Origin of the sequence: Brevibacterium sanguinis, from assembly GCF_003315415.1 — a bacterium.
Classification (GTDB): domain Bacteria; phylum Actinomycetota; class Actinomycetes; order Actinomycetales; family Brevibacteriaceae; genus Brevibacterium; species Brevibacterium celere_A.
Genome location: NZ_QNSB01000004.1, coordinates 66,582 through 92,907, shown reverse-complemented (window position 1 = coordinate 92,907; position 26,326 = coordinate 66,582). Strand labels below are relative to the sequence as shown.

The window sequence follows — 26,326 nt, the reverse complement described above, 5'->3', positions numbered from 1 at the left end:
CGGCCTCACGGAGGAGAGAAGTACATGTGGCCGGTCGTCCTCACTGATCGGCGCTCCGACGTCGTCCTGCGTCCCCTGCATCGGCGCGACGAGAGCGCCTGGAACGAAGTGCGGCGCTTCAACCGCGAATGGCTGCGGCCCTGGGACGCGACTCTGCCGACCCCGGGGCAGGAGCTCCCGGGCTTCAGGGCGATGGTCCGCATGCACGAGAAGCAGGCCAGGCGGGGCCAGTCCCTGCCCTTCGCCGTCGAGGTCGGCGGGAGCCTGCGCGGGCAGCTGACCGTGTCGGGAATCCAATGGGGGTCGATACTCAGCGCCCAGATCGGCTACTGGATCGATTCGCGGGTCGCCGGTCGATCGATCATGCCGACCGCGGTGGCGATGGCCAGCGACCACTGCTTCTTCACCCTCGGCCTGCACCGGATCGAGATCAACATCCGCCCTGAGAACGCCGCCAGCCTGCGCGTCGTCGAGAAGCTCGGGTTCCGCGACGAGGGCGTGCGCGAGAAGTACATGCACATCGACGGAACGTGGTGCGACCATCGGACGTTCGCGCTGGTCACCGAGGATGTGCCGCACGGGGTGCTGGCCGCATTCCGGCACGGCCGGCAGGGGTGAGCCTGCCCGGCAGGGGCGCTGTGAGGGCCCGCGAACGAGAGCTGTGACCCATCGCTCGGAGGTGCAGGCTCAGCCCTGAACCGGCTCAGGGAAATCTCGGTCATGGTTTGACCGACACACCTCACTCCTTCACCCCCTTGTCCGCGACCGCGCTCTAGGGTTGCAGTGTGGACACCAGCATCATCGTCGTCATCGCCATCATCGTGGTCTTCGTCGTTGCTGTGCCCGCAATGATCCGCCGCTCCGCGACCGAGCTTTCCCGTGTCGACATCGACAGGGTCCCGGACCAGGCACGAGTCATCGATCCCGACGCACAGAGTCCCTGCCGGGACCACACCGCGCGCGCTCGCGTCTTCCACTCCGACACGACGGCGACACCGTCGGTGCCGCGCGCCGTCGTCGAACCGCTGGCCGACACCCCTCAGCTGAGGCTGTCGTCGCCCGTCCCCGCGCTCACCGTCATCGACGGCCACGTCGACGGGTCCCGCGCCGAGGCGACCGCCGGGTCCCGCTCGACAGCTATCGGGCCCGGGTCCGAGGCAGGGCCGCAGCAGCACGCCCTGCCGCTGGCGGTCGGGCAGTCTCACCGGACCTCTCTCGTCGGCAGCCATGAGGCGGCAGGCGCGAACGGGCCGAGCAACGTCCACCGGCTTCGTCCCTCCACTCCGGCGATGGCCGACCGGTCCGCCCCGACCGCTGGGCCGACGGGGTCGGGCCGCGGCAATCGCGCCGGTACCGGCCAGGTCAGCGCCAGCACCGGGCCGGGCGGCAACACGGGACTGAGCGGCCGGCAGTCGGGCGACCGCCTCGGCGAGGGGGTCCGTCCGCTCCACTCGACCACCGCGATGCCGTCGGGAAGCACACCCGGTGCGGGGACTCCTCCCCGCCAGGGCCGGAGCGCGCAGACGTCCAAGCGAAACTTCCCTGCCGATGAGGACTATTCGATGACTGAGAACAGAACGACCCTGCAGGAATCACTGAGCGCGCTCGGGACGATGATCCGCGGATTCGCCCTCGTGCTGCTCGCCTCCCTGCTCGGAATCCTGGTGACCGGCGTGTTGGCGATCTTCTCGGTCGTCCACCCCGCGCTCATCGGCGTGTTCGCGGGACTGAGCGTGATCGCGCTCATCATCGTGCGCACCCTCAACCTGCGCAAATGGGAGATCAGGAAGCAGCTCCGCGAACTCGAGACGACGCCCGCGCAGCGCGCTGCGGCCGGCTCTCCGGTTGCTCCGCGCGCGGATGCCCGACGAGGGGCCGCGGCGTCCCAGCCCGAGCGGCCGTCGACGTCCGGTCGTGGAGCGACCGCGATGACCTCTGCACGGTCGCGGAGCACGGCTACGAGCGCGGGTTCGTCCGCCGGCGCGAGCACGTCTGCCGGAGCAGGCGCGTCTGCCGGTGCGCGGGCGTCCGGCGCGAGCGCGACCGCAGTCAGTCGACCGGGTGCGAATTCCGGTGGATCGGTCAAGGCCGCGCAGGCCAGAGCAGTCATCGAACGCAACGCCTCGGCGAAGAGGGCACGCGAGGAGGCGACGACGGGAGAGATCCCCATCGTCCACATCCGCAATGAGGCGGCAGCCGGTCACACCACCCGCCAGGTCCTGCTCACCGGCCCGATCCCCGTCGTCGAGGACCGGTCCGAGAAGCCGAGCACGGCGGCCGACGGCTCAGCCGCTGCCGAGTCCGGCACCGCGGAGACCGCCGGCGCGGAATCAGGGCGCCCCGGTTCCGACCGCAGGGAAGCGGCCCGGTCCGCTTCCGAGCGCAGGGAAGCGGCGCGGACCGCTCCCGAACGCGTCGAGGCCCCAGCGGCGACGACCACATCGACTGTCGAGTCCGAGGCCGCTTCGACGAGCGGATCGGCGAACGGGACGACGACGGTGAGCGAGGCCGCATCGACGGCCGGGAACAGCGTGTCCGGGGCGTCGACTGCGGGAGCCGGTCCGTCAGTCTCGCCGGCTTCCGAGGCCGCCGAGTCGCCCCAGCCGGCGGTGAGCGATCCGTTCATGCAGCGGCTCCAGACCCGCGACGGCTGGTCTCCGACGCCGCTGCCGGTGCCGAGCTACGTCGACGCCCCGGAGGTCGACCACCCGATTCCCGCGGCGACGAAGGCGGACATGACCTCGTACGAGATCGAGCCGCGCAGCCGCGAGGACATCGCGGCCCAGTTCGCCGCCGAGCTCGGCTATCGGCAGGAGCTCAGCGACTCGGCCCGCGACGAGAGCCCACTGGTCCACGGGCGCAAGGCGATCCGCACCTCGAAGGCGCCCGAACTCGGCGCCGTCAACGACGTCCTCGCCCGCCGTCGCGCCTGATTCCGTACTGCGCCAGTATCCGCATCGCGCCTGTGGCGGTCTGGGCGGTCGCGTGCGCGGTGCTCGACGCCGCGTCGGGCGAGCGTTCGCCTCGCTCAAGAGTTCGGTGGCGTGAGCACGCCGCGTGCGTCCAGCTCTCTCAAGCGAACTCTTGACCGAGGGGTCCGACGACACGTCGACGTGTCCGATCCGGGAACCGCGTAAAGACGAAGAACCGCCCCGGCGACTGCTGCCAGTTGCCGGGGCGGTTCTCTGCTCACGCACGCGCTGTGCTCACGCACGCGCTGTGCTCAGGAGCGCGGGGTCGCGACGTACTTGACCTCGAGGAACTCGTCGATGCCCACGCGTCCGCCTTCGCGGCCGAGACCGGACATCTTCACGCCGCCGAAGGGCGCGGCCGGGTTCGAGACGAGACCGGTGTTGAGACCGATCATCCCGACCTCGAGCTTCTCGGCCAGGGACAGCGCGCGCTCGATGTTCTCGCTGAACAGGTAGCCGGCCAGACCGTATTCGGTCTCGTTGGCCAGAGCCAGCGCCTCCTCGTCGGTGTCGAAGGTGACGATCGGTGCCACCGGGCCGAAGATCTCGGTCGTGCGGATCTCCGAGTCCTTCGGGACGTCGGTGATGACGGTCGGGTCGAAGAAGTAGCCGGCTCCATCGCGCTTCTTGCCGCCGGTGAGCACCTTCGCGCCCTTCGACACGGCGTCGTTGACGAGCGACTCGACCTTGTCGAGCGAGTCCTGGTCGACGAGGGGGCCGACCTCGGTGCCTTCATCGAGGCCGTTGCCGACCTTCATCGCGCCGATCTTCTCGGCCAGCTTCGTCGAGAACTCCTCGGCGACCGAGGAGTGGACGAACAGACGGTTGGCCGCGGTGCAGGCCTCGCCGCCGTTGCGCATCTTCGCGAGCACAGCGCCGGCGACGGCCTTGTCGAGATCAGCGTCCTCGCAGACGACGAACGGGGCGTTGCCGCCGAGCTCCATCGACGTCTTCATGACGCTGTCGGCCGCCTGCTTGAGCAGACCGATGCCCACCTCGGTCGAGCCGGTGAAGGTGATCTTGCGGGCGATGCCCGACTCCATCCACGGGGTGACGACGCGGCGTGCCGAGTCGGAGGTGACGACGTTGAGGACGCCGTCGGGCAGGCCCGCCTCCTTGAGCACGTCGACGAGCATGAGCGACGTCAGCGGGGTCAGCTTCGCGGGCTTGAACACCATCGTGCAGCCGGCCGCGATGGCGGGCCCGATCTTGCGGGTGCCCATCGCCAGCGGGAAGTTCCACGGGGTGATGAGGATGCACGGTCCGACCGGCTCGCGGGAGACCATGATGCGGGTCTTGCCGTCGGTCGACTGGGTGTAGTCGCCGCCCACGCGCACGGCCTCCTCGGAGAACCAGCGGAAGAACTCGGCACCATAGGTGACCTCACCCTTGGACTCGGCGAAGGGCTTGCCCATCTCCGCGGTCATCACCGCGGCGATGTCGTCGGCACGTTCGATGAGGAGCTCGAAGGCGCGGCGCAGGATCTCGGCGCGTTCGCGAGGCGCGGTGGCCGCCCAGCCCGCCTGGGCCTCGCCGGCGGCCCTGATGGCCTCGTCGGCGTCGGCCGCGGAGCCATCGGCGACGGTGGTGATGAGTTCACCGGTCGCGGGGTTGTGGACCTCGATGGTCTTCCCGCCCTCGGCGTCACGCCACTGGCCATTGATGAAGAGGCCCGTGTTGAGCTTGTCGATGATCGGCGTGATGTCCACGTCTGATCCTCCCTTGGTCGTAGAAAAGAGCACGGTTGAGCGCAACCGTGTTCAGTGTAATCGCCATTCCCAGGCGAAGTTATGCGGATTTCGTCGTCTGAGACGACCGAATCAGCGAATTGCGTGTCCGCTCCCGCCCAGATGTGCGGACAACTCCGCTGATCGGACCTTGAGTGTCAAGCCCGGGGCCTCAGGCGCGAGAACCCTCGAACTCGGGATGCCGCTCGAGGAAGCTCATGACGTAGGAGCACGTCGTGCGGAACTTCATCCCCTCCTCGGCGGTGGTCTCGAGGGCGAAGCGGACGAGATGTGCGGCGATGCCGCGCCCCCCGAAGGCGGGGGAGACCTCGGTGTGGGTGAAGACGCGCACGGAACCCGCGGCGGCCGAGGAGTCGGCGTCGTCGATCCCGGTGGACTGGTCGACATAGTCGGCCATCCCGATCACCTTGCCCTCATGGCTCACGGTGAAGCGCGAGCGGTCGGCGTCCTCGGCAAAGGTGAACGACTCGTCGGCGATCTCTAGGTCCATGCTGCTCCCATCCGGTTCTGTCGAGGCGGCGTGTTCCGGTCGCGAACGCGCAACGTCGGTCCTTACGTGCCACTATAGTTCTGCGAGTCGGACACCGGCCAGCCCCGACGGCTGCGGGAAGGAACGGAACTCATGACATCTCAGGCGGCGACCACGCGTGTCGATGCGCACATGCTGAATCTGGCGGAGGCCGGGTTCACCGTCGGTGAGCTCACCGCGGCGGACATCGACGACTATGTCGCGCTCGTCGGCTCGGCCTACCGGGGCGAGGCGTCCCGGCAGGGATGGACGACGGAGGCCGACCTCCTCGGCGGCCAGCGCCTCGATGCCACGATGGCGCGGGAGATGCTGGACGAGCCTGATTCGACGATCATCCTCCTGCGCCGCGCCGTGAGCGCGACCGGAGTGGCGCACGAGGCGGTCGGCAGCGTCTACCTTCGGAGACCATGTGGCAGCGCCGAGGACCCCGGCGGCAGTGCCGGCAACGACGACGCCGGAGCCGGCATCGACGGCGGTGCGAACACCGACGACGCCGGAGCCGGCACTGACGGCGGTGCGAACACCGACGACGGCACCGCCTACCTCGGCGTCCTCGCGGTCGCGCCGCAGGGGCAGGGCCGGGGTGTCGGCTCGGCCCTGCTCGACCTCGCCGAGGCATGGGTGGCCGAACGCTGGACCGCGCGGCGACTGCGGATGACCGTCATCGACAGGCGCGAGGACCTCATCGCCTACTACGTCCGCCGCGGCTACGAGCCGACGGGGAACCGTGAGCCGTTCCCCTACGGCGACGAGCGCTTCGGGATCCCGCAGGTCGAGGGCCTGGAGTTCGTCGAACTCGTCAAGACCCTGCACTGACGCGAGGTCCTCATGCCGATCAAGTGAAGTCGGCGCCGGCTCAGAAGATCATCGCGGGCAGGACGAGACCGCCGACGAGGACGACGGGTCCGATGACGACCATCGACATGCCGAACTTGACGAGGATGGCGGTCAGTCGCGACTTCTCATCGCCCGGAGCGGTGGCCACGACGGTGGCGCCGAGTGTCGAGAACGGGGAGACGTCGACGACCGCCGAGCACACCCCGAGCGCGGCGATGAGGGCCCAGCCGGGAACCCCGCCGGCGGCGATGAGCGGCAGCGCGAGGGGGACGAGTGCGGCGAGGATGCCCGTCGTCGACGCGAACGCCGAGACGAGCCCGCCGACGACGCACAGGACGAAGGCGGAGATGAGCGGCGAGCCGATCGCCTTCGCGCCCTCGCCGAGGAGGTCGACGGCGCCCATCGTCTGGAGCACGCCGACGAAGGTGATGATCCCGCCGACGAGCAGGACCGTCGACCAGTCGATCTTCGGCAGCGCCGCCTTGCCCGTCTTCGGGTCGACGAGCGCGAGGACCGCGCCGAAGAGGAAGCACAGCAGCCCGATGTCCGGCTCCTGACCGAGGGCGGCGAGGACGACGACGGACCCGATGAGCGCGATCATGAGGATCACTGTGAGGACCTGCACGCCCGTGAACGGGGCGGACTCGGCGCTCGCCGAGGTGCTCGAGGAGTCGAAGAGCGCCTCGTCCTCGTCGTCCTCCCCGAAGGCCGCCTGCGTCGCCGAGGCCGAGCCCCGCGAGATCCGCGCCCCGGACCCACCGGCGGTGACGGTGCCGCCCGCCCCCGCCTCGGCGAGGGAGCCCGCGCGCTGCGTCGAACCCCGGCGGGAGAAGAGGCTCCGGCCGTACATGAGATAGGCGACGACGAGCATGACGAGGTAGACGCCGACGGCGATGCCGAAGAGGAGGAACGGCGACAGGCCGATTCCCGCGTCATGGGCGGTGCTGTAGGTGACGATGCCGTAGAGGCTGGTCGGGGCGAACCCGCCGGCGCCGATCGCGAAGCAGATCGCCAGTCCCATGAGCGCGTAGTCGACCCCGTACTTGCGGGCCACCTGCATGCCCACGGGCATCATGACCAGGCCCGCGAGTGGCGCGCCCATCGAGGCGATGCCCGCGGTGATGAGGAAGAACACGGCCGGGAGCAGGAGTGCGGAGGATCCGACCTTCTCCAGCGCCCAGTCGATGATCCGGTCGACCGTCCCGTTCTCCTGCGCGATGGCGAAGAAGTAGGTGACGCCGGCGAGCAGGACCATGATCGACAGGGGGAACTCGGCGACGATGTCGTCGACCGTCATGTCGGTCAGCAGCAGTCCGGTGCCGGCGGCGCCGACGAGCATGAGCACGCCGATGTGCACGCCGCGGATGGCGCCGACGGCGAAGAGGGCGATGAATACGCCCAATGCAAGGATCTGTTCGAGCATGATGTCCTCGGATTCTCATTGATCGCTGGGGGTGCGCTGAAGTTCCGCTGTGCGACATTACCAGGTCGTCGGCGCGGAGGCGGGGACATCGACCGTCGTCACCTGCGGTCAGGAGCACGGCTTCTCGGGCCAGGAGCAGGGCGCCTCAGGTCTGGAGCACAGCCTCGCCGAGGTGGGGCAGGGGAGCTCGACATTCGCGTCAGGGGACCGGCCCCTCAGGTCAGGAGCAGGGCCCCACCGAGGCCGAGGAGCGTGACCGCGAGCGTGACGACCGCGGCGAGACCGAGCGGCCCGGGGCCGAGGTCCCTGAGGCTGCGCCACTGCACCCCGCGGCCGAGGGCGAACATCGCCATCGCCAGGCACGCCGTCTGCACCCAGCTCAGACCGGTGACGGCGACCTCGGGGAGCAGCCCGGCGGTGCGGAGGCCGGCCATCGCGAGGAACCCGAGGACGAACAGCGGAATGAGCGGCGGGCGCGCGGCCGGAGCCGAGTCGGTGGAGTCCCCGCCGGCCGCGCCGGTCACCGCGGCGTGTGCCCGCGCCGTCCGCCTCTCGAGCAGGCGCATCGCCAGCCCGAGGCCGGCGACGGTGGGGGCGAGCATGATGACGCGGGCGAGCTTGACGAGGACCGCGATCTGGAGCGCCGCAGGTCCGAGGATCCCGCCGATCGCCACGACCTGGGCCACCTCGTGGGTCGAGGCCCCACCCCACATGCCTGCCGCGGCGGGGGAGAGTCCGAGGGCCGCTGAGAGTCCGGGGATGACCGCGATCATCAGGGTGCCGAAGAGCACGACGAGGCCGATCGCCGCGGCCACGTCCTCCTTCTTCGCGCGCACCGTCGATTCGACTCCGGCCACCGCCGCCGCGCCGCAGATGCCGAACCCGCAGCCCACGAGCAGCGCCAGACCGGTGTCGACCCGGAAGAGCCGCGCCAGACCGAGGCTGACGAGGATCCCGGCGGCGGCGACGGTCGCGGCGAGCACGAGGACGAGCCACCCGAGGTCGAGGATCTGCCCGAGCACCACCTGGGCGCCGAGGGCGACGATCCCGATCCGCAGTAGCGGCTTGGCGGCCACGGCGAGACCGGGCTGGAAGCGGCGGGGCAGCTCGGGCACGGCATTGCCCATGACGATGCCGAGGACGATCGCGACGAGGAGCGGGGAGAGCGCGGGCACGATGAGGGAGACAGGCCAGGCGATCGCCGCGGCTGCCGCAGCGAGACCCAGGCCGGGAAGCAGACGTGACACTCGTTCCATGCTCTCGAGTCTGTCCGGCCGGGCGAGGACCCGGTAGACGGCGATTCCGTCGCAACCCATATCGCTCTGATATGACAGGATGGGAGGGTGCACGAGATGCGGAACATGCAGGACTGGCCCGAACTGCAGGCCCTGGGCCTCCTCGTCGCCCTCAAGTCGAGCGCCCGATCGATCGGACAGGCGGCGGCCGCGGTCGGTCTGGCGCAGCCGAACGCCTCGCGCAGCCTGCGCGCGCTCGAGCGCGACCTCGGGGTCCCCCTGCTCCGACGCTCGCCCCGCGGATCCGAGCTCACCGTCGAGGGCGAGGCGGTGGCGGGCTGGGCCGCGGAGGTCATCGAGGCCTACTCCAACCTCAACGCCGGCGCCCGGGCCATCCAGGACGCCCGCGCCGGAACCGTGCGGATCCGTGCCTCGCTGACCGTCGCCGAGTACCTCCTGCCCGCGCACCTCGTCACCCTCCACGCCCGACGCCCCGACATCGAGGTCGGTCTCACCGTGGAGAACTCCGCCGCCGTCCTCGCGGCCGTGCGGGAGCGCCGCTGCGACTTCGGACTCGTCGAATCGCTCACCCTGCCCGCCGGATTCCGCGCCGAGGTGATCGGCCGCGACCGGCTGCTCATCGCCGCGGCACCGGGCTTCGCGGGAGCGTGGACCACGCCGCTCGACTCCGCGGGCCTGTCCGCGGTCCCGCTGCTCGTCCGCGAGCAGGGGTCGGGGACGCGCGAGGTCATCGACGCCGCGCTCGCCGGCCACGGCGGTCCCCGGATCGCCGGGGAGTACGGGTCGAATTCGGCGCTCAAGGTCGCCGCCGCCACCGGGCTCGCGCCGATCGTCCTCTCCGAGCTCGCCCTGCGCGACGAGATCCGGGCGGGCCGACTCGTGGCCCTGCCCGTCGACGACGGCGTCAGGCTCGATCGGGTGCTGCATGCCGTGTGGCTGCCGGATCGACGGCTGACGCCGGGAGCGAGGACCGTGCTCGAGCACATCGTCGCGGCGCGCTGACGCGGACGCGTGCGCGCGGGGGTCCGGCGCCGGTCTATATTGTGCTCATGACCCAGCATGACGATGCCCGCCAGTATGCCCCCGAAACCGTCCTCGTGGACGCGGCCCGGCCCGATCGCGGTGAAGGCGCCGCGGTCAACCCGCCGGTCCACCTCTCCTCGACGTTCATCGGGACCGGCGGAGTGGGAGACGCGGACTTCGCCTACGGCCGTTATGCGACCCCGGCCTGGGACCCCTTCGAGGCGGCGCTCGCCGAGCTCGAGCACGCCGCGCTCCCGGCTCTCGTCTACGCCTCGGGACTCGCCGCGATCGCCTCGGTGCTCGGCCTGGTCGCGCGCGGCGGCACGATCCTCATGCCCCGCCACAGCTACCAGGGTTCCCTCCTCGTGGCCGCGGAGATCGCCGAGCGCGCCGGCATCACGGTCGTCACGGTCGACATCGACGACACGGACTCCGTGATCTCCGCCCTCGATGCCCTGCCCGCAGACGCTGAGGAGGGCGGCGCCTCGGCGATGCTGTGGATCGAGTCCCCGACCAACCCGATGCTCGAGGTCGCGGACGTGCCCGCCCTGCTCGACGCGGCGCGCCGGCGCGGGATCCTCACGACCGTCGACAACACCTTCGCCACCCCGCTGCTGCAGCGGCCGCTGGAGTCCGGTGCCGACATCGTCGTCCACTCGGTGACGAAGTACCTCGCAGGACACTCCGACGTCGTCCTCGGTGCGGCGGTGACGAGCGACGAGGCGCTGCGGGCCAGGCTCCACGACGACCGCACGCTGCGCGGCGCGATCGCCGGGCCCTTCGAGGTCTGGCTGGCCCTGCGCGGGCTGCGCACGCTGTCGGTGCGCCTCGAGCGGGCCCAGGTCAACGCCGCGGTCATCGCCGAGCGGCTCGCCGGACATCCCGGCGTCGTCGAGGTGCGCTACCCCGGGCTGCCGGACGATCCCGGACACGCGCGGGCCGCGGCGCAGATGGACGGGTTCGGCGCGATCGTCTCGTTCGTCGTCGACGGCGCCGAGGCGGCCACGGCGATCACCGAGAAGGTCCGCCTGTGGACGCCGGCGACCTCGCTCGGCGGCGTCGAGTCCCTCATCGAGCGCCGGCGTCGGCACGCCGAGGAGCCGGAATCGGTCCCCGAGGGCCTGCTCCGGCTCAGCGTCGGCATCGAGCACGTCGACGACCTGTGGAACGACCTCCAGGCGGCCATCGGCTCCTGAGCGACAGTTTCGGCTGATGTGACCCAGATCAACTTATCGTGCGTTAAGGTGGGTGTCAGCCGCCGGACGCGTTCACGAAGGAGTCGCATTGACGAGGAGCATTCTCACCGAACTGCACGACGGAATCCTCACCGTCACCATCAACCGCCCCGAGACCCTCAACGCGCTCACCGGCGAGGCCTTCCAGGACATCGGCAGTGCCGTCGCCGAGGCGGCGGGCTCGGCCCGGGCATTCGTCCTCACCGGCAGTGACCGGGCGTTCAGCTCCGGGGCGGATCTGCAGGAGTCGACTCAGCGCCTCGACCTCGCCGAGGCCAACGGCATCATCCGCTCGCTCATCGACCTGCCCGTGCCGACGATCGCCGCGGTCTCCGGTCCTGCCGCCGGGATCGGCTGCTCACTGGCGCTGGCCTGCGACTACGTCGTGATGAGCGAGAAGGCCTACCTCATGCTCGCCTTCGCGAAGATCGGCCTCATGCCCGACGGCGGGGCGACGGCCCTCGTCGCCGCCTCGGCGGGTCGGCACCGGGCGATGCAGATGGCGCTGACCGCGCAGAAGGTGTTCGCACCGCAGGCCCTCGACTGGGGACTCGCCAGCGAGGTCGTCGCCCCCGGAGAGCAGCTGAGCCGTGCCCACGAGGTCGCCGCGACGTTCGCCCACGGTGCGCCCCTGGGCCTGGCCCGGACGAAGCACGCCGTCAACGAGGCGACCCTGACCTCGCTCGGCGAGGCCTTCGCCCGTGAGGTCGAGGGCCAGAACGCGCTGCGCGCGACCGCGGACTTCGCCGAGGGCGTCGCCGCCTTCACCGAGAAGCGCGACGCGCAGTTCACCGGGCAGTGACCCGCGCCCACGACATCCGAGCTCCCGCCCATCGACCACCGAGTCCCAAGGAGTGCCATGCTCACCGGAATCCCGTCCACCCTCGGCGACAGCTTCCAGCTCAACACCACCTCGTTGATCCGTCACGCGGCGACGGTCTTCGACGAATCCGAAGTCGTCTACCGCCGCTCCGACGGATCCTGGGGCCGGTCGAACTACGCCGACGAGTTCAAGCGCATCGCCCAGCTCGCCCACGGCCTGACCGAACTGGGGATCGGGGCGGGGAGCATGGTGGGCGTCCTCGACTGGAACTCCCGCCGCCACTTCGAGCTCTACTTCGCCGTGCCGGGACTGGCCGCGACGATGCTCCAGCTCAACCTGCGCCTCGCCGCCGAGGACCTCGCCTACGTCGTCAGCCACTCGACGTCCGACTGGATCGCCGTCGACGAGTCGCTCCTGCCCGTCGCCGAGGCGCTCGCCTCCAAGGCCGAGGTCAAGGGCTGGATCGTCATGACCGACAGGCCGGCCGCCGAGATCGAGACGAGTCTGGGCAACGTCGTCTTCTACGAGGATCTCATCGCCGGTCAGCCCGAGACCTACGACTGGCCCGTCGTCGCGGAGACCACCGCCGCCTACGCCGGCTACACGACGGGCACGACGGGCAGGCCCAAGGGCGTCTACTACTCGCACCGGTCGATCTACCTGCACACCATGGGCGGGCTGGCGGCGCTGAACGCGACCTTCGAGGACTGCGTCATGCCCATCACCCCGATGTTCCACGTCCTGTCCTGGGGCTTCCCGCAGAACGCGGTGGCCGCCGGAGCGAAGCTCGTCCTGCCCGGCAAGTTCGCGGCCGAGGAGTTCGCGGCCATCGGCCAGGCCTTCATCACGGAGAAGGTGACGCTGGCCAACGGCGCCCCGGCGATCTTCGCCCCGATGCTCGAGATGATGCGGAAGATGCCCGAGCCTCCGGACCTGCGCGGCGTGCGCCTGGTCTCCGGTTCCTCGGAGCCGCCCCTGTCGATGATGCGCGGGTTCAAGGAGATCACCGGCGCCGAGGTGGTCCACGGCTACGGGGCCACCGAGACGACTCCGCTGGCGACGACCAACTGGCGGATCAAGCCCGGACTCGACCTCAGCGAGGAGGAGCGCTGGGACTTCAAGCGCTTCCAGGGTCTGCCGATCATCGGCGTCGAGATCAAGGTCGTCGACCCGACCGGGGAGGAGCTGCCCCGCGACGGCAAGTCGATGGGCGAGGTCGTCATGCGCGGACCCTGGATCACCGAGTCCTACTTCCAGCAGCCGGACAATGCCGAGAGGTTCCTCGACGGGTGGTGGCGCTCCGGCGACGTCGGCGTCATCTACCCCAACGGCTACCTCAAGCTCACCGACCGGCTCAAGGACGTCATCAAGTCCGGCGGGGAGTGGATCTCCTCGATCGACATGGAGAACGCGATCCTCGACAGCCCCCGGGTCAGGGAGGCCGCGGTGATCGGAGTGCCCGACGAGAGATGGCAGGAACGACCCGTCGCCTACGTCGTGCCGGAGGACGGCGCCGAGGTGACCCGCGACGACATCGTCGAGGTGCTCGGGGACCGTTTCGCCAAGTGGCAGCTGCCCGACGAGGTCATCGTCACCGACGAGCTGCCGCGCACCTCGGTGGGCAAGCTCGACAAGAAGATCCTCCGCCAGAACTGGGAGGCCGACGCCTGACCCGGCGGCACCTGGAGAGTTGTGTGACGGTCGTTCCGATTCGGGCGACTGAAACCGAACGACCGTCACCCAGATTGCGGTGGAACCGAACCAACGTCACACATGATGGCTGCCTGTGGGGAGGATGCGTGGCTGCAGGCCGAGGTGCGCGCGGATCGACTGCTCGATGAGGACCAGATCAGATCGTCGGGTCACCTCGATCACCGTCCATCCTTCAGCCTGCAGCGCATTTCGTCTGTTGAGGTCCTCATCCCATTGATCCGGGGACACCCGATGATGATCTCCGTGGTATTCGATGGCAAGCCTGTGCTCGGGATGGCCGAGGTCCGGGTGGTAGGTGCGGTTGGTGAGCGAACAGTGCACGCCCGGATGGATGACCGGTTCGGGAAGGCCGACCCTTCTCAGCCACAGGCGCAGGACGGTTTCCATCGGGGAATCGACGTTCTCGCGCACGAGGTCGAGTGCCTCGGTGAGGCTTCTTCGGTGGCGCAGGTAGGGGCGGTCGATGCGAGTTCGAAGGTCGTCGAGGCTGCACAATGGTCCGCTTCTCCAGCGCCCGACGATGGCATCGCCGAGTTTGACGAGATCGTCGGGCCCCAGAACCGGAGCCAGGTGGACGAACACATCGGCAGCGGAGACCACGGTCAATCCGTACCACTCAACCGGAGTGAGCGTGCTCAATCGGGAGAGTTTGATCGTCGGCTGTCGGGTCTGCCTGGATCTCACCGTTGTGGCGAGCTCGACGACGATCCTGCCATTGAACATCTGAGCCTGCTGCAGATTGCGAGGAAGCGGCAACCCGAACAGCCGCGCGGCAGTCAATCCGCTGCCCGACGAATCGGCCATGATCGCAGTCGCCGCTGAGAGGCTGATTGCTTCGTCAACCCAGCGATGATTCGCCCAGCCGGGAATCACTCGTCTTCGCAGCGTCTGGTGATCGAGCCACACTCCATGGTGAAGCTTCGAGTACCTGGCATCGTGCATCAGCGCATGGTTGGAGATTCCGGCGCGGGCTCTGTTTCGGCGTCGGAACCAGACCGGGATGTCTCGCTCGGCATCCATTTCTCTGTAAGTCATGGTCACACTGTTCACAACCATCGCGCTTCAGTGAAGACCTGACTCGTCCCTGTGGAAACCACTCTCGAATCCACAGCCTGGAGCACACCAGTGCCGCGCAGCCCCGAAGGCGTGCAGCACCGGTTGGCTCCGGCAGGAGAACTCTGCCCGGATTGCCTAGTCACCCCGGGATGAGCTGTCGGCCAGGACGGATCTCAGGGGTGGTGGAGCAGGTACGTGCCGCCCTTGAGGCAGGTGTCGAGGACCCAGCCGTCGGCCACGAGGGCCGTGAGCGAATCGCGCAGTGCGAACCGCCACCGGCCCGCCAGCTCCGCGTCCTGACCCCGCAGGGCCTCGATGTCGGAGGGGATGTCGAGGGTGACGGCCGTGGCCTCCTTGGGAACCTCGCAGACGAGCGGCTCACCGTGGGCGTCGGCGCGGAGGCACTCGAACGCGCCGTCGGCGGAGACCGGCGGGATCCGGGCCGGTCGGTCGAGCTGCCAGGACACGAGCATCCGGTCGCTGGCCTGGCCCGAGTTGACCCCGTCGCGCATCTGCCCGTAGAAGTCCTCGAGGTAGTCGACCATGCGCACGCCCAGGCGCTGGAAGTTGAAGTAGGCGTTGCGGGCGATGAGGGGATCGAAGGTCCACGTCATCTCGGTCAGTCCGAGGTTGAGGCACCACAGCCGCTGGTGGAGCTTCATCGCGGAACCGGCCCCACGACCGATGTTCTGATGGCGCACACCGGCGATGTGCGAGTGCATGAGGGTGCCCAGCGGCTGGCCGAAGAATCCGACGGTCACACCGGTCATCTCGCCGGTGTCCAGGCTGTACGCGGCCGAGGCATAGTTGCCCGAATGGGCGAGGGCGATGATCAGGCTCGGTTCGAAGACGTTCGTCCCCGTCTCGTCCACGCTCCACACCTCGTCGAGGAGCAGGGACGCCTCCGCCGCCTCGGCGGCCGTGTGGATCTCGCGCACTTCGATGCCGGCGGTCTCGGCCGCGGCCGCGTACTCGTCCTCGGCCAGGGCGATGATCTCCGAATCGACTGTCCTCAGTCCCTCGAGCGGTTTCATGTACGACATTGTGCCACCAGAAGCCCCGGTGACCGCGCTGCCGGGTGAGAAATTCTCATCCTGGTCCGGGCGGGGGTGGTCGCGGTATAGCCTGGACGGTATGAGCCTCACTGTCGCCGTCGTCGGAGCCGGAACCATCGGTCGCTCGTTCGCGTGGCTGTTCGCCCGCTCGGGGTACGCGGTGCGGGTCCACGATCCCCGTGATGATCTCGCCGAGGTGGTCGCCTCCCTCCAGGCCGACGTCAGTGCCGATGCCGCCGCCGAGGACCTCGAGGCGGACCGGATCGGGGTCATCGAGCTCGCCGAGACCGTCGAGGCGGCGGTCGCCGGTGCCCGCTTCGTCCAGGAATCCGGCCCCGAGGACCCCGAGCGGAAGACTGAGCTCTTCGCCCGCATCGCCGACCACGCCCCCGATGACGCGGTCCTCGCGACCTCCTCGTCGACGATCCCCGCCTCGGCGATCGCCGCGGGACTGCCCGCGTCCGCGGCCCGCCGCGTCATCGTCGGCCACCCTTTCAACCCGCCCCATCTCATGCCCCTCGTCGAGGTGGTGCCCTCCGTGCACACCGATCCCGCGGTCGTCGAGGCGGCCGTCGGGTTCTATCGCAGCTGCGGACGCAGGCCCGTCGTGCTCGGCCGCGAGGTGCGCGGATTCGTCGGCAACCGGCTCCAGAATGCGCTGATGAAGGAGGCGATCTCCCTGGTCGGCAACGGAGTCATCACCGCCGGGGAACTCGACGAGGTGATGCGGAACTCCCTGGGGCTGCGCTGGTCGGCGGTCGGGCTGTTCGAGGGCATGCACCTCGGCGGGGGAGAGGCGGGCATCCGCGGGTTCCTCGACCACATCGGCCCGGCGTTCGCCGCCATCGACGACCTGCCGGCCGACACCGTCGACATCGACGAGATCGTCGCGCAGGTGGAGGACGCCTACGGTCCGCGGCCGAGCCGGGAAGCCGCCGAGGCGCGCGACCGGATCCAGCGGGCGGTGCTCCACGCGCGCAGCCAGGAGCCCTGAGGCACTGGGCGCACCATGGATCGACCCGGACGAAGTCGCGCCGGCCGCGGTGTTCCTGGCCTCCGAGGAGGCGCGGATGATCAGCGGCACGAGCGTCGCGGTCACCGGCGGCAACAGCGCCAACGTCACCGCCTGAGCCGCGCACACGAAGAACCGGCCGGGAGTGCAGTCCACTCCCGGCCGGTTCCCCTGATCCGCGGCCGCCGGTCGAGCGGCGGCTCACGAACGCGTCAGCAGATCAGGCGCGAGTCCGGTTCTTCGTGATGAGTCCCCAGATGAACGCGAAGACGATCGCTCCGATGACCGCGACGAAGAACGAACCCCAATCCCACGGATCACTGAACGTGGCACCGATGCCCTTGCCTCCGAAGAGACCGAAGAGCAGACCACCCACAAAGGCGCCGATGACGCCGAGGATGATCGTGGCGATCCACCCACCTCCCTGTTCGCCGGGAAGGATGAGCTTGGCCAGCGCTCCAGCGAGGAGTCCGACAACGATCCAACCAATGATGACCATGATGTTGCTCCTTTCTCTGTACTCCGGCAGCAACCGGGTCCGGTGAGAAGGACCAATCCTCGGGTGAGGATGATCTGTCTCCAGACTAAACCCCATTGAGGGCAAGTGAGCAAGCAATTTCTCTTGCCCGGGTTCCGGCCCTGCCAGGCTGACCGGCCAAACGCTACCATTCGGTCAGTGACCTTGCCCTATGAGGAGGGGGAGCCCAGTGCCTCACACAGCGCCGCGGTAGAAGTAGGTGGTGCGTTCGACGATGAGCCCGGAGACGTCGAAGAGGAAGAAGTCGGCGAACCCGACGCTCACCTCGGTGCCGTTCTTCAGCCGGCCCTTGAACGTTCCGCGGGTCGCGGCGCGGTCGCCCTCGACGAGGATCTCGGTGAGGGAGTGGGCGCCGGACTCGATGACCCGCTCGCCGTGGTAGAACTCGGTGATCTGCTCGCCGACCATCGTCGGATATCCCGGACGGTCGTAGCGGGCATCGGAGGCGAACAGCGCCGAGGTGGCGCCCGGGTCACCGGCGTCGACGGTGGAGTAGTAGCGCTGGACGAGCTCTGTCAGGCTGGGCATGCCACCACCGTAACAGCGAATGCGGCGACCGCCCGGGGACGGCGGCGGCCGAGGGGAATTGCCGTCGCGGCGGTTGGGTCATAGCGTGGACCGTGTGCAGCGCCACGGGCCCGAGCCTCGGTGCTCGGACGTGTCCTCGGATGCCCGGGCCCCGGCGCTCGAGGCGTCCGACCCGCAGTTCCATCGAACGAGCAGATCCATCCCGACGAGCAGATCCATCCCGACGAGCAGAGAAGAGGCAGCAATGACCACCCTGTACCGCGTGACCGACCCGGCGACCGGAGAGGTCGAGGAGGAGTTCCCCACCGCCACGGATGCCGACATCCTCGCCGCCATCGACCGTTCGGCGACGACGTTCACCGAGTGGAGCCGCACCCCCGTGGGCGAGCGGACCGCCGTGCTCACCCGCGTGGCCGAGATCTACGCCGACCGCGCCGAGGAGCTCGCCGCGGTGATCCGCACCGAGATGGGCAAGGCGATCCCCGAGGGCAAGGGCGAGGTCGCCCTGTGCTCCCGGATCTACCGGTACTTCGCCGACAACGCCGAGGCGTTCCTCGCCGACGAGCCCCTGCGCGGGCCCGAGGACGGCACCGCCTGGATCCGGCGCAAGCCGGTCGGGTCGATCCTCGGGATCATGCCGTGGAACTTCCCGTACTACCAGGTCGCCCGGTTCGCCGCGCCCAACCTCGCGCTCGGCAACACGATCCTGCTCAAGCATGCTCCGCAGTGCCCGCGCTCGGCGCAGATCATGGAGGACATCTTCGTCGAGGCGGGGCTGCCCGAGGGCGCGTACATCAACATCTACGCGAGCAACGAGCAGGTCGCCGACATCATCCTCCCCGATCCCCGCAACCACGGGGTGTCGCTGACCGGTTCGGAGAGGGCCGGCGCCGCGGTCGCCGCGGAGGCGGGGAAGAACCTCAAGAAGGTCGTCCTCGAGCTCGGCGGCTCCGACCCCTACATCCTCCTCGACACCGACGATGTGGAGAAGAGCGCGAAGACGTTCTTCGCCACCCGGATGGGCAACACGGGACAGGCCTGCAACTCCCCGAAGCGGATGATCGTCATGGACGATGTCTACGACGAGTTCCTGTCCTCGATCACCGAGGCGGCCAGGGCGATCACCCCCGCCGACCCTCGCGCGGAGGACTCCCGGCTCAGCCCGCTGTCCTCGACCGCGGCGGCCGAGCGCTTCATCGAGCAGGTCAACGACACGGTCAGCCAGGGCGCGACCCTGCTCGCGGGAGGGAAGCGGTACGACGGCGACGGGGCATTCGTCGAACCCGTCGTCCTCGCCGATGTCGAGAAGGGGATGCGCGGCTACTACGAGGAGCTGTTCGGTCCCGCCGTCATCGTCTATCGCGCGAGCAGTGAGGAGGAGGCCGTCGAGCTCGCCAACGACACCCCGTTCGGTCTCGGCGCGGCGGTCTTCTCCACCGACGCCCAGCGCGCCGAACGCGTCGCCGACCTGATCGAGGCCGGCATGGTCTTCATCAACACCCCGGAGGGCTCGCGCGAGTACCTGCCCTTCGGCGGGGTCAAGCGCTCCGGAGTCGGACGTGAGCTCGGTCCGCTGGCGATGGACGAGTTCGTCAACAAGCAGATGGTGTTCAAGAAGGACATCTGACGCTCAACGCCTGAGCGACCTTCTCACGGAGGGTCTCCGCGCACAAGCATCCTGGTGCTCGGAGGCCCTCCTCTTCGCGCACCGGCGTCGCTTCTCTGGCTAGTCTGAACGAACACTCAGCAAACTCTCAATCGGAGGTTTCGCCATGTCGTCAGAGCAGTCGATCGCAACCGAGATCAACGCCGCCGCCTCACAGGGCTTCATGCGGCCATTCAACCGTGTCCTCGAGCGCTGGATCCCCTCCGCGCTGACCTTCGCCATCGTCCTCACCCTCATCGTGGCGATCCTCGCGTTCATCCTCACCGACGCGACCCCCGTCGAGGTCGTCGCCGGATGGGGCGAGGGGCTGTCGGGCCTCCTCGAGTTCATGACGCAGATGGCCCTGATCCTGCTGCTCGGGCACATGCTCGCCAACACCGGCCCGGTGCGCCGACTGCTCTCTGCCTTGGCCCGGGTCCCCGGCAGCGCAGCCTTCGCCTACGTCTTCGTCTTCGTCGTCGCGGCGCTCGCCAGCCTCATCACGTGGGGCCTCGGCCTCGTCGTCGGTGCCCTCCTGGCCAGGGAGATCGCGGTGCAGGCGAGGGAACGCGGTCTCAAGGTCCACTTCCCGCTGCTCGTCGCCGCGGGCTACTCCGGGTTCGTCGTCTGGCACATGGGCTATTCGGGGTCAGGTCCGCTGACGGCCGCCACTCCGGACTCGTTCCTCTCGGAGTCCCTCGGGGGCACGGTCGTGCCGGTGAGCGAGACGATCTTCTCGACCTGGAACCTCCTCGGCATCGTCGGGGTCATCGTCGTCTGCGCGGTGCTCTTCTTCCTCGTCGCACCGAGGAAGGACGCCCCGGTCTACGAGCTGCCCCGGCAGGTGGGGTCGGAGTCGTTCAGCGTCGGCGCCGACGAGGTCGTCACTCCCGCCGACAGGATCGATGCCTCCCGGATCCTCACCCTCATCGTCGGACTGGCGCTCGTCGCGTACCTCGTCATCCACTTCACCCAGGGCGGGGGACTCACCCTCGACATCGTCAACTGGTCGTTCCTCGCGCTCATCTTCCTGCTCGTGCGGAACCCGTTCGAGCTCATCCGCCTGACGAAGGAAGCCGCGTCGAACGTCGGTGAGATCCTCCTCCAGTTCCCGCTCTACGCGGGCATCCTCGGGATGATGAGCGGCACCGGACTCATCGTCGTCTTCTCCGACGCGATCGTCTCCATCGCGAACCCGGCGTCCTTCGGCGTGCTCGCGCTCCTGTCGGCGGGCCTCGTCAACTTCTTCGTCCCCTCCGGCGGCGGACAGTTCGCCGTCCAGGGGCCGATCATGCTCGACGCCGCCAACCAGCTCGGAGTCGACCCGGCGATCGCGATCATGGCAGTGGCCTACGGCGACCAGTGGACGAACATGCTCCAGCCGTTCTGGGCCCTGCCGGTGCTCGCGATCGCGGGGCTGAAGATGCGCGACATCCTCGGCTACACCTCGGTGACGTTCTTCGGATCGGGCATCGTCATGGCCGCCGTGCTCCTCTTCGCCTCCCTCTGATCGTCCCTGCCTTCACCGGCTGCCCGTCGTCGCGGTCTGCTCGAGTCAGGGCCTCGCGGTACGGTAGCCACGTGGCGAGGAATCAAGGGGCCGGACAGGCCGGGGACAAGGCAGGCGACCAGTCGGGGACAGGTGGTTCTGTTCCCGAAGCGACCGGGACGGAAGCGACCGGGACGGATGTGACCGTGCCCGGGACGGATGGGACCGTGGCCGGGACGGATGGGACCGCCTCGGCGCCGGAGGCTGCTGTCGTCGGAGCCGACGGGCTGGCCCGGACGCCGTGGGCCTACGGCGACCCCCTGCTGCTCGAGTACTACGACACCGAGTGGGGTCTGCCCGTGATCGACGAGGCGGGAGTGTTCGAGCGGCTCAGCCTCGAGGGCTTCCAGGCGGGTCTGTCCTGGCTGACGATCCTGCGCAAACGTGAGCGCTTCCGCGAGGTGTTCGCAGGCTTCGACCCCGACGCGGTCGCCGCCTACGACGAGGACGACATCGCTCGGCTGCTCGAGGATCCGGGCATCATCCGCCACCGCGGCAAGATCGAGGCGTGCATCGGCAATGCGAGGGCGACGATCGCCCTGCGGGCCGAAGGGGGACTGTCCGAGTTCATCTGGAGCTTCCGCCCCGAGGAGACGCCGCGACCGCTCACCGTCGCCGAGGTGCCGACGACGGCCCCGGAGTCCGTGGCGCTGTCGAAGGCGCTGAAGAAGAGGGGGTTCCGGTTCGTCGGTCCGACCACCATGTACGCCCTCATGGAGGCGATCGGTATGGTGGACACGCACCTTGCCGGCTCCCACCGTCGCGGAGCCTCGGGCGTCTGGCCGGACTGAGAGGACACCATGAACGACATCCACGTGAGCGCTCTTGTCATCACCCACCCCGAGCGCCGGGAGCTGCTCATGGTGCGCAAGGCGAACACCACGTCCTTCATGCTTCCCGGCGGCAAGCCCGAACCCGGGGAAGACGCCGAGGCGACGATCATCCGAGAGGCCAACGAGGAGCTCGGGCTCAGCCTCGACCCGGCGAACCTCGACCTGCTCGGGACCTTCGCCGCGGCCGCCGCCAACGAGGCGGGCCACCGCGTCGTGGGCACCGTCTTCCACTGCCGCGGTGTGCCCGAGGGCCTCGACGTCGAGCGCATCGGGCACCGAGCGGAGATCGAGGAGGCCGGCTGGTTCCCCTACGACCCGATGCCCGAGGACACGCCGCAGCGGCAGTTCGCGCCGCTCACCCGCGTCGAGGTGGTGCCGGCGATGCTCGCCTCCGGACTGCTCATCGCCTCACCCTGAGGGCCCGGATCAGCCGCGCGGCTGCCGGGAGCAGGCGATGAGCGCGCGGTAGAGGTCGAGCGCGCCGCAGCCGGCGCCCTTGGCCAGGGACCTCACGAGCCGCCGGTAGGTGGAGTAGTCGAGGCGCGCGGGATTCGAGGTGTCGATGAGCGCGAACTCGTTGAGGACGCCGACGGCCCGGGCGTCCATGATGGCGAACCGCTTCGGATCGACCACGGCCAGCAGAGTGCTCGCCAGCGGCACTCCGACCCCGGGCAGGACCTGGAGGAACGGCACCCGGAGGCGGTTCGGAGTGTCCTCGTCGAGGGCCACCGCCGTGACGTACTCGATGTCGTCGGGGTCGAGAGATTCGAGGGTGGGCAGCACGGCGACGGCCTTCCACTCGGCGACGCGGAGGAAGCCCTTGCGCTTGTAGTACTCGCGCCTGGCGGTCTTGGGGCCGATCGAATCGAACAGCTCCGCTTCGAGCTCGGTGACCGAATAGAGGGGTGCGAAGCGCCGGACGAACTCCGCATCGATGAGGCCGCTGGTCGTCTGCTCGGGAGGCTGAGTCGAAGTCATGCGGCGATTCTACAGAACGTCGATATCGGGTTCCTGGCGTGAAGAGAACTGCGGGCTGTGCCACTTCGCCGGGCTCGGTTCTGACCCGCCGAGGTGGTCAAGGGACTCAGCCGCCGAGGCGGGCGCGTCCCAGCCGCCGCGGTGAACCCGGGACTCAGCCGCCGAACCGGGGCTCGGGGATCCCCGTCACCCCGAGGCCGGTGACGGCGAAGACCGCGCCGCGCAGCTGCCCGTCCTCCGGCTTGTCCGGCTGCGGAGGCCTGCCCATCGAGGTGACGAAGAGGGTGTCCATGTCCGGCCCGCCGAAGTTGAGGCTGGTCACCTTGAGCACCGGCAGCTCGACGATCCCGTCGATCTGCCCCTCCGGCGTGTAGCGCACCACCTTGCCGCCGAAGACCCGCGACTTCCACACGCAGCCCTCCGCGTCGACCGTCGCCCCGTCGGGGGAACCGCCGAGGCTCTCGTCGGCCGCGGCGAACGTCCGGCGGGAGGAGACGTCTCCCGTCTCCGGGTCGTAGTCGTAGGCCCAGATCTCTCCGGTCGGGGTGTCCGAGACGTAGAGGATCGTGCCGTCGGGGCTGAAGCACGGGCCGTTCGGTGTGCCCAGCCCGCGCTCGAGCACCTTGAGGTTTCCCCGCGAGTCGTAGGAGTAGAGACTGCCCGTCGTCTCCTGCTCCGCGTCGTCCATGGTGCCGAAGACGAACCGGCCCTGCCGGTCGACCTTGCCGTCGTTGAGCCGGTTGCCGGGGCGGTCCGGTTCCGGATCGACGAGGAGCTCCTTCGCCCCGGACTCGCGGTCGACCCGATGGAGGCCGGACTTCAGCGACGCGATGAATGCCGACCCGTCGACAGTGAGCGCGATGGAGCCGACCTTCTCCCCGACGTCCCAGGTGCGCAGTTCGGAGCCGTCGGCTCGGCAGCTGAAGATGCGTCCCTGCGCGATGTCGAGCCAATGGAGGCGCTCGGTCTCGGCATCCCACAGGGGACCTTCGCCCAGCACGGGCTTGACATCGGCCAGTACCTCGACTCGTGCCGCCATCGGCCATCACTCCTTCACGATCGGTCATCTGGACGAAACCATGCCGACCTCCGAGCCGGCGCAGTCCCGCGGGGTTCCGACGATACTAAACACCGCCGCCGCGGCACGATGGTGCCGGTCACTCACGGTCACCATCCGGAAGGCGCGGATGGTGACCGGAGACCTCGCCGAGGCGATCGTCGGCCTCAGCGGGACCCCTGACATGAGCCCGATCGACGGGTGGCAGCGGGACCCCGGCTCGGCCGCGACAACGCCGAGGTCGTATGGTCCACATATGAGGGATCCGCATGCCGCTGCGTCGGGCGTCACTTCTGCCCTGCTCGGACTCGTGTGGTCGGCCATGTTCGGATTCTCCGCCTTCTTCTTCAGCTACTCGACGATGGTGACGATCGGCGGCCTGCACGGCCTGTCGTCCGTCACCGCAGGATCCGTGCTCACGACGATGATGATCGGGGTCATCGGCGCGCAGCCCTTCGCCCCCTGGGTGGGCAGGGTCGTGGGGCTCAGGGGCGCACTGCTCCTGGCACTGGGGATGCAGATGCTCGGCCAGGTCATCGGCCTGCTCCCTCTGCCGCCGCTCCTCGGCCTTGCCGCCGGGGGACTGTGCGGGGGAGTCGGGTTCGGGCTGTTCGTCGTCCTGGCCAACGCGGCGGTGCCTGCGACCGTGACTCCCGGCCGCATCGGCATGGCGCTGGGCCTGTTCGGCGGCATCACCTCTCTCGCCTCGGCCCTCGGTGCGCCCTTCGGGTTGTGGCTCGTCGGCGCGGTTCCGCTGTGGGCGTTCCGGACCGTCGTCTGCCTCACCCTCCTCCTCGCCGTGCCCACGGTGCTGAGAAGCCTCCCGGGACGCGTCGATGGTGCCCACGGCCCGTCCGCGCCCGAGGTCTCCGCGCCCGAGGTCTCCGCGCCCGAGGAGACGACGAGCTCCATGACCGAGGGCACAGCGAGCCCCGCGCCCGAGGCCTCCGGGACTCCCTCGCCCGACGACCCCGCGACCGAGGACCCCGTCTCGCCGGCCGGCGGCACCGTGCGCCTCATCGTCCTGCTGCTGCCGTTCCTCATCGGCATGGTGACGTTCGGGCTGATCGTCGGCTTCGGCCCCGGCACAGATGTTCCCGGTGCCGCGTTCCTCATCGGCGCGATGCAGGTCTCGGCGGTGATCGGTCGCCTCGTCGCCGGCGGGATCGCCGACCGCGTCTCGCCGTTCCTGCTCAACATCGTCGGCATCGGCATCGTCGTCACCGGACTCGTCCTCACCGCGGTCTGGACAGGTGGGCCGCTCTTCGCCGCGATGGGAATCGTCGGGCTCGGCCTGGGGACGATGCAGTCGGCCAGTCTGGTTCTCGCATTCGCCGTCGTCAGCACCCCGGCCCGGGCCAGCGTCGCATGGAACATGAACTTCGACATCGGCCTCGCGATCGCCGGGGTGCTCGGCGGGATCGGGTTCACCTACCTGGGCGATTCCGCGACGTTCCTCCTCAGCGCCGGCCTCCTCCTCGGCGCCGGAGTCCTCGTCGTCCTCCAGACCGCGGTGCGCCGCGCCCGATGAGGGCCGGGGCCCCGTGTCGCCTCCCCTCAGATTCGCTCGACCGTCGCGACCGCGACAGCGCCGCTTCCGCACGTGGCCGCCTCGGCGGGACTCACCGGTCATGCGGGTCCCGGGCGTCGCGCGTGGCCGCGCCGTCGAGTCGGGCGAGGACATCGACTGCCGCGCGCGTGTAGTCGCCGATCCACCGGTCGTGGATGCGTTTGATCGGCAGCGGCGCGAGCGCCAGCCGGCGCGTCCTGCCGATCCTCGAACCGGTGAGGAGCTCGGCCCTCTCCAGGACGCGGATGTGCTGGAGGACCGTCGTGCGGTCGAGGTCGGGGAAGGCGGCGCACACCTCACCGGTCGTCCGCGGCTCGGCCCGGAGGAGATCGAGGATGCGTCGGCGCGTGGCGTTGGCCAATGCCTTGAACACCGCGTCGTCGCGGATGTCGTCGGCGGCCATTCCCTTTCCGCTCATCATGTGATAAAAATATCACATGAACGCTGAGAATCGCGCAGACGCTGCGCCACTGGAAGAACTGTCCTTCACCGTCACCGGGTACATCGCGAAGACCCCGCACGAGACGTTCGAGGCCGTCGCCGATCCCGAGCAGCTCTCGCAGTACTTCACCACCGGAGGAGCGCGGGGTCGGCTGGAGCCCGGCGCCGAGGTGACCTGGGACTTCGCGGACTTCCCCGGCCGCTTCCCCGTCGAGGTCGCCGAGGTGGTGCCCGATGAGAAGATCGTCGTCCGGTGGGACGGCGACGAGTCCGCCACTGCACCGCAGACCGAGACGACCTTCACCTTCGAGTCCGTCGACGATGGGGCCAGGACGCTCGTGACGATCACCGAGAAGTCGTGGAAGCCCACGGCCAAGGGTGCGGAAGGCGCCTTCGGCAACTGCATGGGCTGGACCGGAATGCTCGCGGCCATGAAGGCCTGGCTCGAGCACGGGATCAACCTCCGCGAGGGCTTCTACAAGTGAGGTGCGCTCTCCTGCACGAG

25 protein-coding genes are annotated in these 26,326 nt (G+C 69.3%); 14 read left to right on the top strand and 11 right to left on the bottom strand.

All coding sequences use genetic code 11. From position 1 onward, the window contains the following. The first annotated feature begins 24 nt into the window (after positions 1–24). A complete protein-coding gene (locus DFO65_RS06860; RefSeq protein WP_113903684.1) occupies positions 25–618 on the top strand; it encodes a GNAT family N-acetyltransferase in 594 nt (197 codons plus the stop codon). Between the two features lie 167 nt (positions 619–785). Then, the gene (locus tag DFO65_RS06855) at positions 786–2,933 is read left to right on the top strand and encodes a hypothetical protein (RefSeq protein ID WP_113903683.1); all 2,148 of its coding nucleotides are present in this window, start codon (positions 786–788) and stop codon (positions 2,931–2,933) included. Positions 2,934–3,223: 290 nt separating this feature from the next. Here DFO65_RS06855 and DFO65_RS06850 read toward each other — a convergent pair whose 3' ends face one another. Next, positions 3,224–4,681 (bottom strand): NAD-dependent succinate-semialdehyde dehydrogenase, encoded by a 1,458-nt coding sequence (locus DFO65_RS06850; protein WP_113903682.1) that lies wholly within the window; start codon positions 4,679–4,681, stop codon positions 3,224–3,226. 190 nt (positions 4,682–4,871) lie between these two features. Then, positions 4,872–5,210 (bottom strand): GNAT family N-acetyltransferase, encoded by a 339-nt coding sequence (locus tag DFO65_RS06845; RefSeq protein ID WP_113903681.1) that lies wholly within the window; start codon positions 5,208–5,210, stop codon positions 4,872–4,874. A 132-nt stretch (positions 5,211–5,342) separates the two neighbouring features. On the opposite strand from DFO65_RS06845, the gene DFO65_RS06835 reads away from it, so the two are divergent. After that, positions 5,343–6,065 carry a GNAT family N-acetyltransferase gene (locus DFO65_RS06835; RefSeq protein ID WP_245940515.1) on the top strand — a complete coding sequence of 241 codons (723 nt, stop codon included), beginning with the start codon at positions 5,343–5,345 and terminating at the stop codon, positions 6,063–6,065. A 40-nt stretch (positions 6,066–6,105) separates the two neighbouring features. Here DFO65_RS06835 and DFO65_RS06830 read toward each other — a convergent pair whose 3' ends face one another. Then, positions 6,106–7,509, bottom strand: a complete 1,404-nt coding sequence (locus DFO65_RS06830) for an SLC13 family permease (protein WP_113903680.1) — start codon at positions 7,507–7,509, stop codon at positions 6,106–6,108. Between the two features lie 215 nt (positions 7,510–7,724). Then, the gene (locus DFO65_RS06825; protein ID WP_113903906.1) at positions 7,725–8,765 is read right to left on the bottom strand and encodes a YeiH family protein; all 1,041 of its coding nucleotides are present in this window, start codon (positions 8,763–8,765) and stop codon (positions 7,725–7,727) included. A gap of 96 nt (positions 8,766–8,861) precedes the next feature. Between DFO65_RS06825 and DFO65_RS06820 the strand changes: the two genes are divergently transcribed. The 4 genes from DFO65_RS06820 (at position 8,862) to DFO65_RS06805 (ending at position 13,517) form a co-directional block, all read left to right on the top strand. Beyond that, a complete protein-coding gene (locus DFO65_RS06820; protein ID WP_113903905.1) occupies positions 8,862–9,767 on the top strand; it encodes a LysR family transcriptional regulator in 906 nt (301 codons plus the stop codon). Between the two features lie 47 nt (positions 9,768–9,814). Further along, on the top strand, positions 9,815–10,984 hold the full coding sequence (locus tag DFO65_RS06815) for a trans-sulfuration enzyme family protein (protein WP_181778654.1): 1,170 nt from the start codon (positions 9,815–9,817) through the stop codon (positions 10,982–10,984). Between the two features lie 88 nt (positions 10,985–11,072). Then, entirely contained in the window at positions 11,073–11,825 is a 753-nt protein-coding gene (locus DFO65_RS06810) for an enoyl-CoA hydratase-related protein (RefSeq protein ID WP_113903678.1), read from the top strand. 57 nt (positions 11,826–11,882) lie between these two features. Beyond that, positions 11,883–13,517, top strand: coding sequence for a long-chain-fatty-acid--CoA ligase (locus DFO65_RS06805; RefSeq protein WP_113903677.1), 1,635 nt, complete (start codon positions 11,883–11,885; stop codon positions 13,515–13,517). Positions 13,518–13,613: 96 nt separating this feature from the next. On the opposite strand, the gene DFO65_RS06800 is transcribed toward DFO65_RS06805, so the two are convergent. Then, on the bottom strand, positions 13,614–14,609 hold the full coding sequence (locus DFO65_RS06800; protein WP_147233298.1) for an endonuclease domain-containing protein: 996 nt from the start codon (positions 14,607–14,609) through the stop codon (positions 13,614–13,616). 179 nt (positions 14,610–14,788) lie between these two features. Then, a complete protein-coding gene (locus DFO65_RS06795) occupies positions 14,789–15,649 on the bottom strand; it encodes a hypothetical protein (protein ID WP_113903904.1) in 861 nt (286 codons plus the stop codon). A gap of 100 nt (positions 15,650–15,749) precedes the next feature. On the opposite strand from DFO65_RS06795, the gene DFO65_RS06790 reads away from it, so the two are divergent. Next, complete coding sequence (locus tag DFO65_RS06790; protein ID WP_113903675.1) at positions 15,750–16,664, top strand: 3-hydroxyacyl-CoA dehydrogenase NAD-binding domain-containing protein; 915 nt, start codon at positions 15,750–15,752, stop codon at positions 16,662–16,664. Between the two features lie 238 nt (positions 16,665–16,902). Here the strand turns inward: DFO65_RS06790 and DFO65_RS06780 are convergent, their stop codons facing one another. Next, entirely contained in the window at positions 16,903–17,181 is a 279-nt protein-coding gene (locus tag DFO65_RS06780; RefSeq protein ID WP_113903674.1) for a GlsB/YeaQ/YmgE family stress response membrane protein, read from the bottom strand. Positions 17,182–17,394: 213 nt separating this feature from the next. Then, complete coding sequence (locus tag DFO65_RS06775; protein WP_113903673.1) at positions 17,395–17,748, bottom strand: nuclear transport factor 2 family protein; 354 nt, start codon at positions 17,746–17,748, stop codon at positions 17,395–17,397. Between the two features lie 244 nt (positions 17,749–17,992). On the opposite strand from DFO65_RS06775, the gene DFO65_RS06770 reads away from it, so the two are divergent. The 4 genes from DFO65_RS06770 (at position 17,993) to DFO65_RS06755 (ending at position 22,192) form a co-directional block, all read left to right on the top strand. After that, entirely contained in the window at positions 17,993–19,375 is a 1,383-nt protein-coding gene (locus tag DFO65_RS06770; protein ID WP_113903672.1) for an NAD-dependent succinate-semialdehyde dehydrogenase, read from the top strand. Between the two features lie 145 nt (positions 19,376–19,520). Then, the gene (locus DFO65_RS06765; protein WP_245940514.1) at positions 19,521–20,903 is read left to right on the top strand and encodes a short-chain fatty acid transporter; all 1,383 of its coding nucleotides are present in this window, start codon (positions 19,521–19,523) and stop codon (positions 20,901–20,903) included. A 206-nt stretch (positions 20,904–21,109) separates the two neighbouring features. Beyond that, on the top strand, positions 21,110–21,733 hold the full coding sequence (locus tag DFO65_RS06760) for a DNA-3-methyladenine glycosylase I (protein WP_113903671.1): 624 nt from the start codon (positions 21,110–21,112) through the stop codon (positions 21,731–21,733). 9 nt (positions 21,734–21,742) lie between these two features. Beyond that, positions 21,743–22,192, top strand: coding sequence for an NUDIX hydrolase (locus DFO65_RS06755; protein WP_113903670.1), 450 nt, complete (start codon positions 21,743–21,745; stop codon positions 22,190–22,192). 9 nt (positions 22,193–22,201) lie between these two features. Here DFO65_RS06755 and DFO65_RS06750 read toward each other — a convergent pair whose 3' ends face one another. Continuing rightward, positions 22,202–22,753, bottom strand: a complete 552-nt coding sequence (locus tag DFO65_RS06750) for a hypothetical protein (RefSeq protein WP_113903669.1) — start codon at positions 22,751–22,753, stop codon at positions 22,202–22,204. Positions 22,754–22,907: 154 nt separating this feature from the next. After that, positions 22,908–23,792, bottom strand: a complete 885-nt coding sequence (locus DFO65_RS06745) for an SMP-30/gluconolactonase/LRE family protein (protein WP_113903902.1) — start codon at positions 23,790–23,792, stop codon at positions 22,908–22,910. Between the two features lie 40 nt (positions 23,793–23,832). Here DFO65_RS06745 and DFO65_RS06740 point away from each other — a divergent pair, with 40 nt between their 5' ends. Further along, positions 23,833–25,341 (top strand): MFS transporter, encoded by a 1,509-nt coding sequence (locus DFO65_RS06740; protein ID WP_181778653.1) that lies wholly within the window; start codon positions 23,833–23,835, stop codon positions 25,339–25,341. Between the two features lie 91 nt (positions 25,342–25,432). Here DFO65_RS06740 and DFO65_RS06735 read toward each other — a convergent pair whose 3' ends face one another. After that, the gene (locus DFO65_RS06735) at positions 25,433–25,801 is read right to left on the bottom strand and encodes an ArsR/SmtB family transcription factor (RefSeq protein WP_220151247.1); all 369 of its coding nucleotides are present in this window, start codon (positions 25,799–25,801) and stop codon (positions 25,433–25,435) included. Positions 25,802–25,817: 16 nt separating this feature from the next. Here DFO65_RS06735 and DFO65_RS06730 point away from each other — a divergent pair, with 16 nt between their 5' ends. Further along, a complete protein-coding gene (locus tag DFO65_RS06730; RefSeq protein WP_113903667.1) occupies positions 25,818–26,306 on the top strand; it encodes an SRPBCC domain-containing protein in 489 nt (162 codons plus the stop codon). Positions 26,307–26,326: the final 20 nt, after the last annotated feature.

Coding starts and splice junctions, on each gene's coding strand:
- DFO65_RS06765 (WP_245940514.1), top strand. CDS start 19,521: ATGTCGTCAGAGCAGTCGATCGCAACCGAGATCAACGCCGCCGCCTCA.
- DFO65_RS06860 (WP_113903684.1), top strand. CDS start 25: ATGTGGCCGGTCGTCCTCACTGATCGGCGCTCCGACGTCGTCCTGCGT.
- DFO65_RS06770 (WP_113903672.1), top strand. CDS start 17,993: ATGACCACCCTGTACCGCGTGACCGACCCGGCGACCGGAGAGGTCGAG.
- DFO65_RS06830 (WP_113903680.1), bottom strand. CDS start 7,509: ATGCTCGAACAGATCCTTGCATTGGGCGTATTCATCGCCCTCTTCGCC.
- DFO65_RS06745 (WP_113903902.1), bottom strand. CDS start 23,792: ATGGCGGCACGAGTCGAGGTACTGGCCGATGTCAAGCCCGTGCTGGGC.
- DFO65_RS06740 (WP_181778653.1), top strand. CDS start 23,833: ATGCCGACCTCCGAGCCGGCGCAGTCCCGCGGGGTTCCGACGATACTA.
- DFO65_RS06730 (WP_113903667.1), top strand. CDS start 25,818: ATGAACGCTGAGAATCGCGCAGACGCTGCGCCACTGGAAGAACTGTCC.
- DFO65_RS06845 (WP_113903681.1), bottom strand. CDS start 5,210: ATGGACCTAGAGATCGCCGACGAGTCGTTCACCTTTGCCGAGGACGCC.
- DFO65_RS06790 (WP_113903675.1), top strand. CDS start 15,750: ATGAGCCTCACTGTCGCCGTCGTCGGAGCCGGAACCATCGGTCGCTCG.
- DFO65_RS06735 (WP_220151247.1), bottom strand. CDS start 25,801: ATGATGAGCGGAAAGGGAATGGCCGCCGACGACATCCGCGACGACGCG.
- DFO65_RS06820 (WP_113903905.1), top strand. CDS start 8,862: ATGCGGAACATGCAGGACTGGCCCGAACTGCAGGCCCTGGGCCTCCTC.
- DFO65_RS06815 (WP_181778654.1), top strand. CDS start 9,815: ATGACCCAGCATGACGATGCCCGCCAGTATGCCCCCGAAACCGTCCTC.
- DFO65_RS06805 (WP_113903677.1), top strand. CDS start 11,883: ATGCTCACCGGAATCCCGTCCACCCTCGGCGACAGCTTCCAGCTCAAC.
- DFO65_RS06755 (WP_113903670.1), top strand. CDS start 21,743: ATGAACGACATCCACGTGAGCGCTCTTGTCATCACCCACCCCGAGCGC.
- DFO65_RS06835 (WP_245940515.1), top strand. CDS start 5,343: ATGACATCTCAGGCGGCGACCACGCGTGTCGATGCGCACATGCTGAAT.
- DFO65_RS06750 (WP_113903669.1), bottom strand. CDS start 22,753: ATGACTTCGACTCAGCCTCCCGAGCAGACGACCAGCGGCCTCATCGAT.
- DFO65_RS06825 (WP_113903906.1), bottom strand. CDS start 8,765: ATGGAACGAGTGTCACGTCTGCTTCCCGGCCTGGGTCTCGCTGCGGCA.
- DFO65_RS06780 (WP_113903674.1), bottom strand. CDS start 17,181: ATGGTCATCATTGGTTGGATCGTTGTCGGACTCCTCGCTGGAGCGCTG.
- DFO65_RS06775 (WP_113903673.1), bottom strand. CDS start 17,748: ATGCCCAGCCTGACAGAGCTCGTCCAGCGCTACTACTCCACCGTCGAC.
- DFO65_RS06795 (WP_113903904.1), bottom strand. CDS start 15,649: ATGAAACCGCTCGAGGGACTGAGGACAGTCGATTCGGAGATCATCGCC.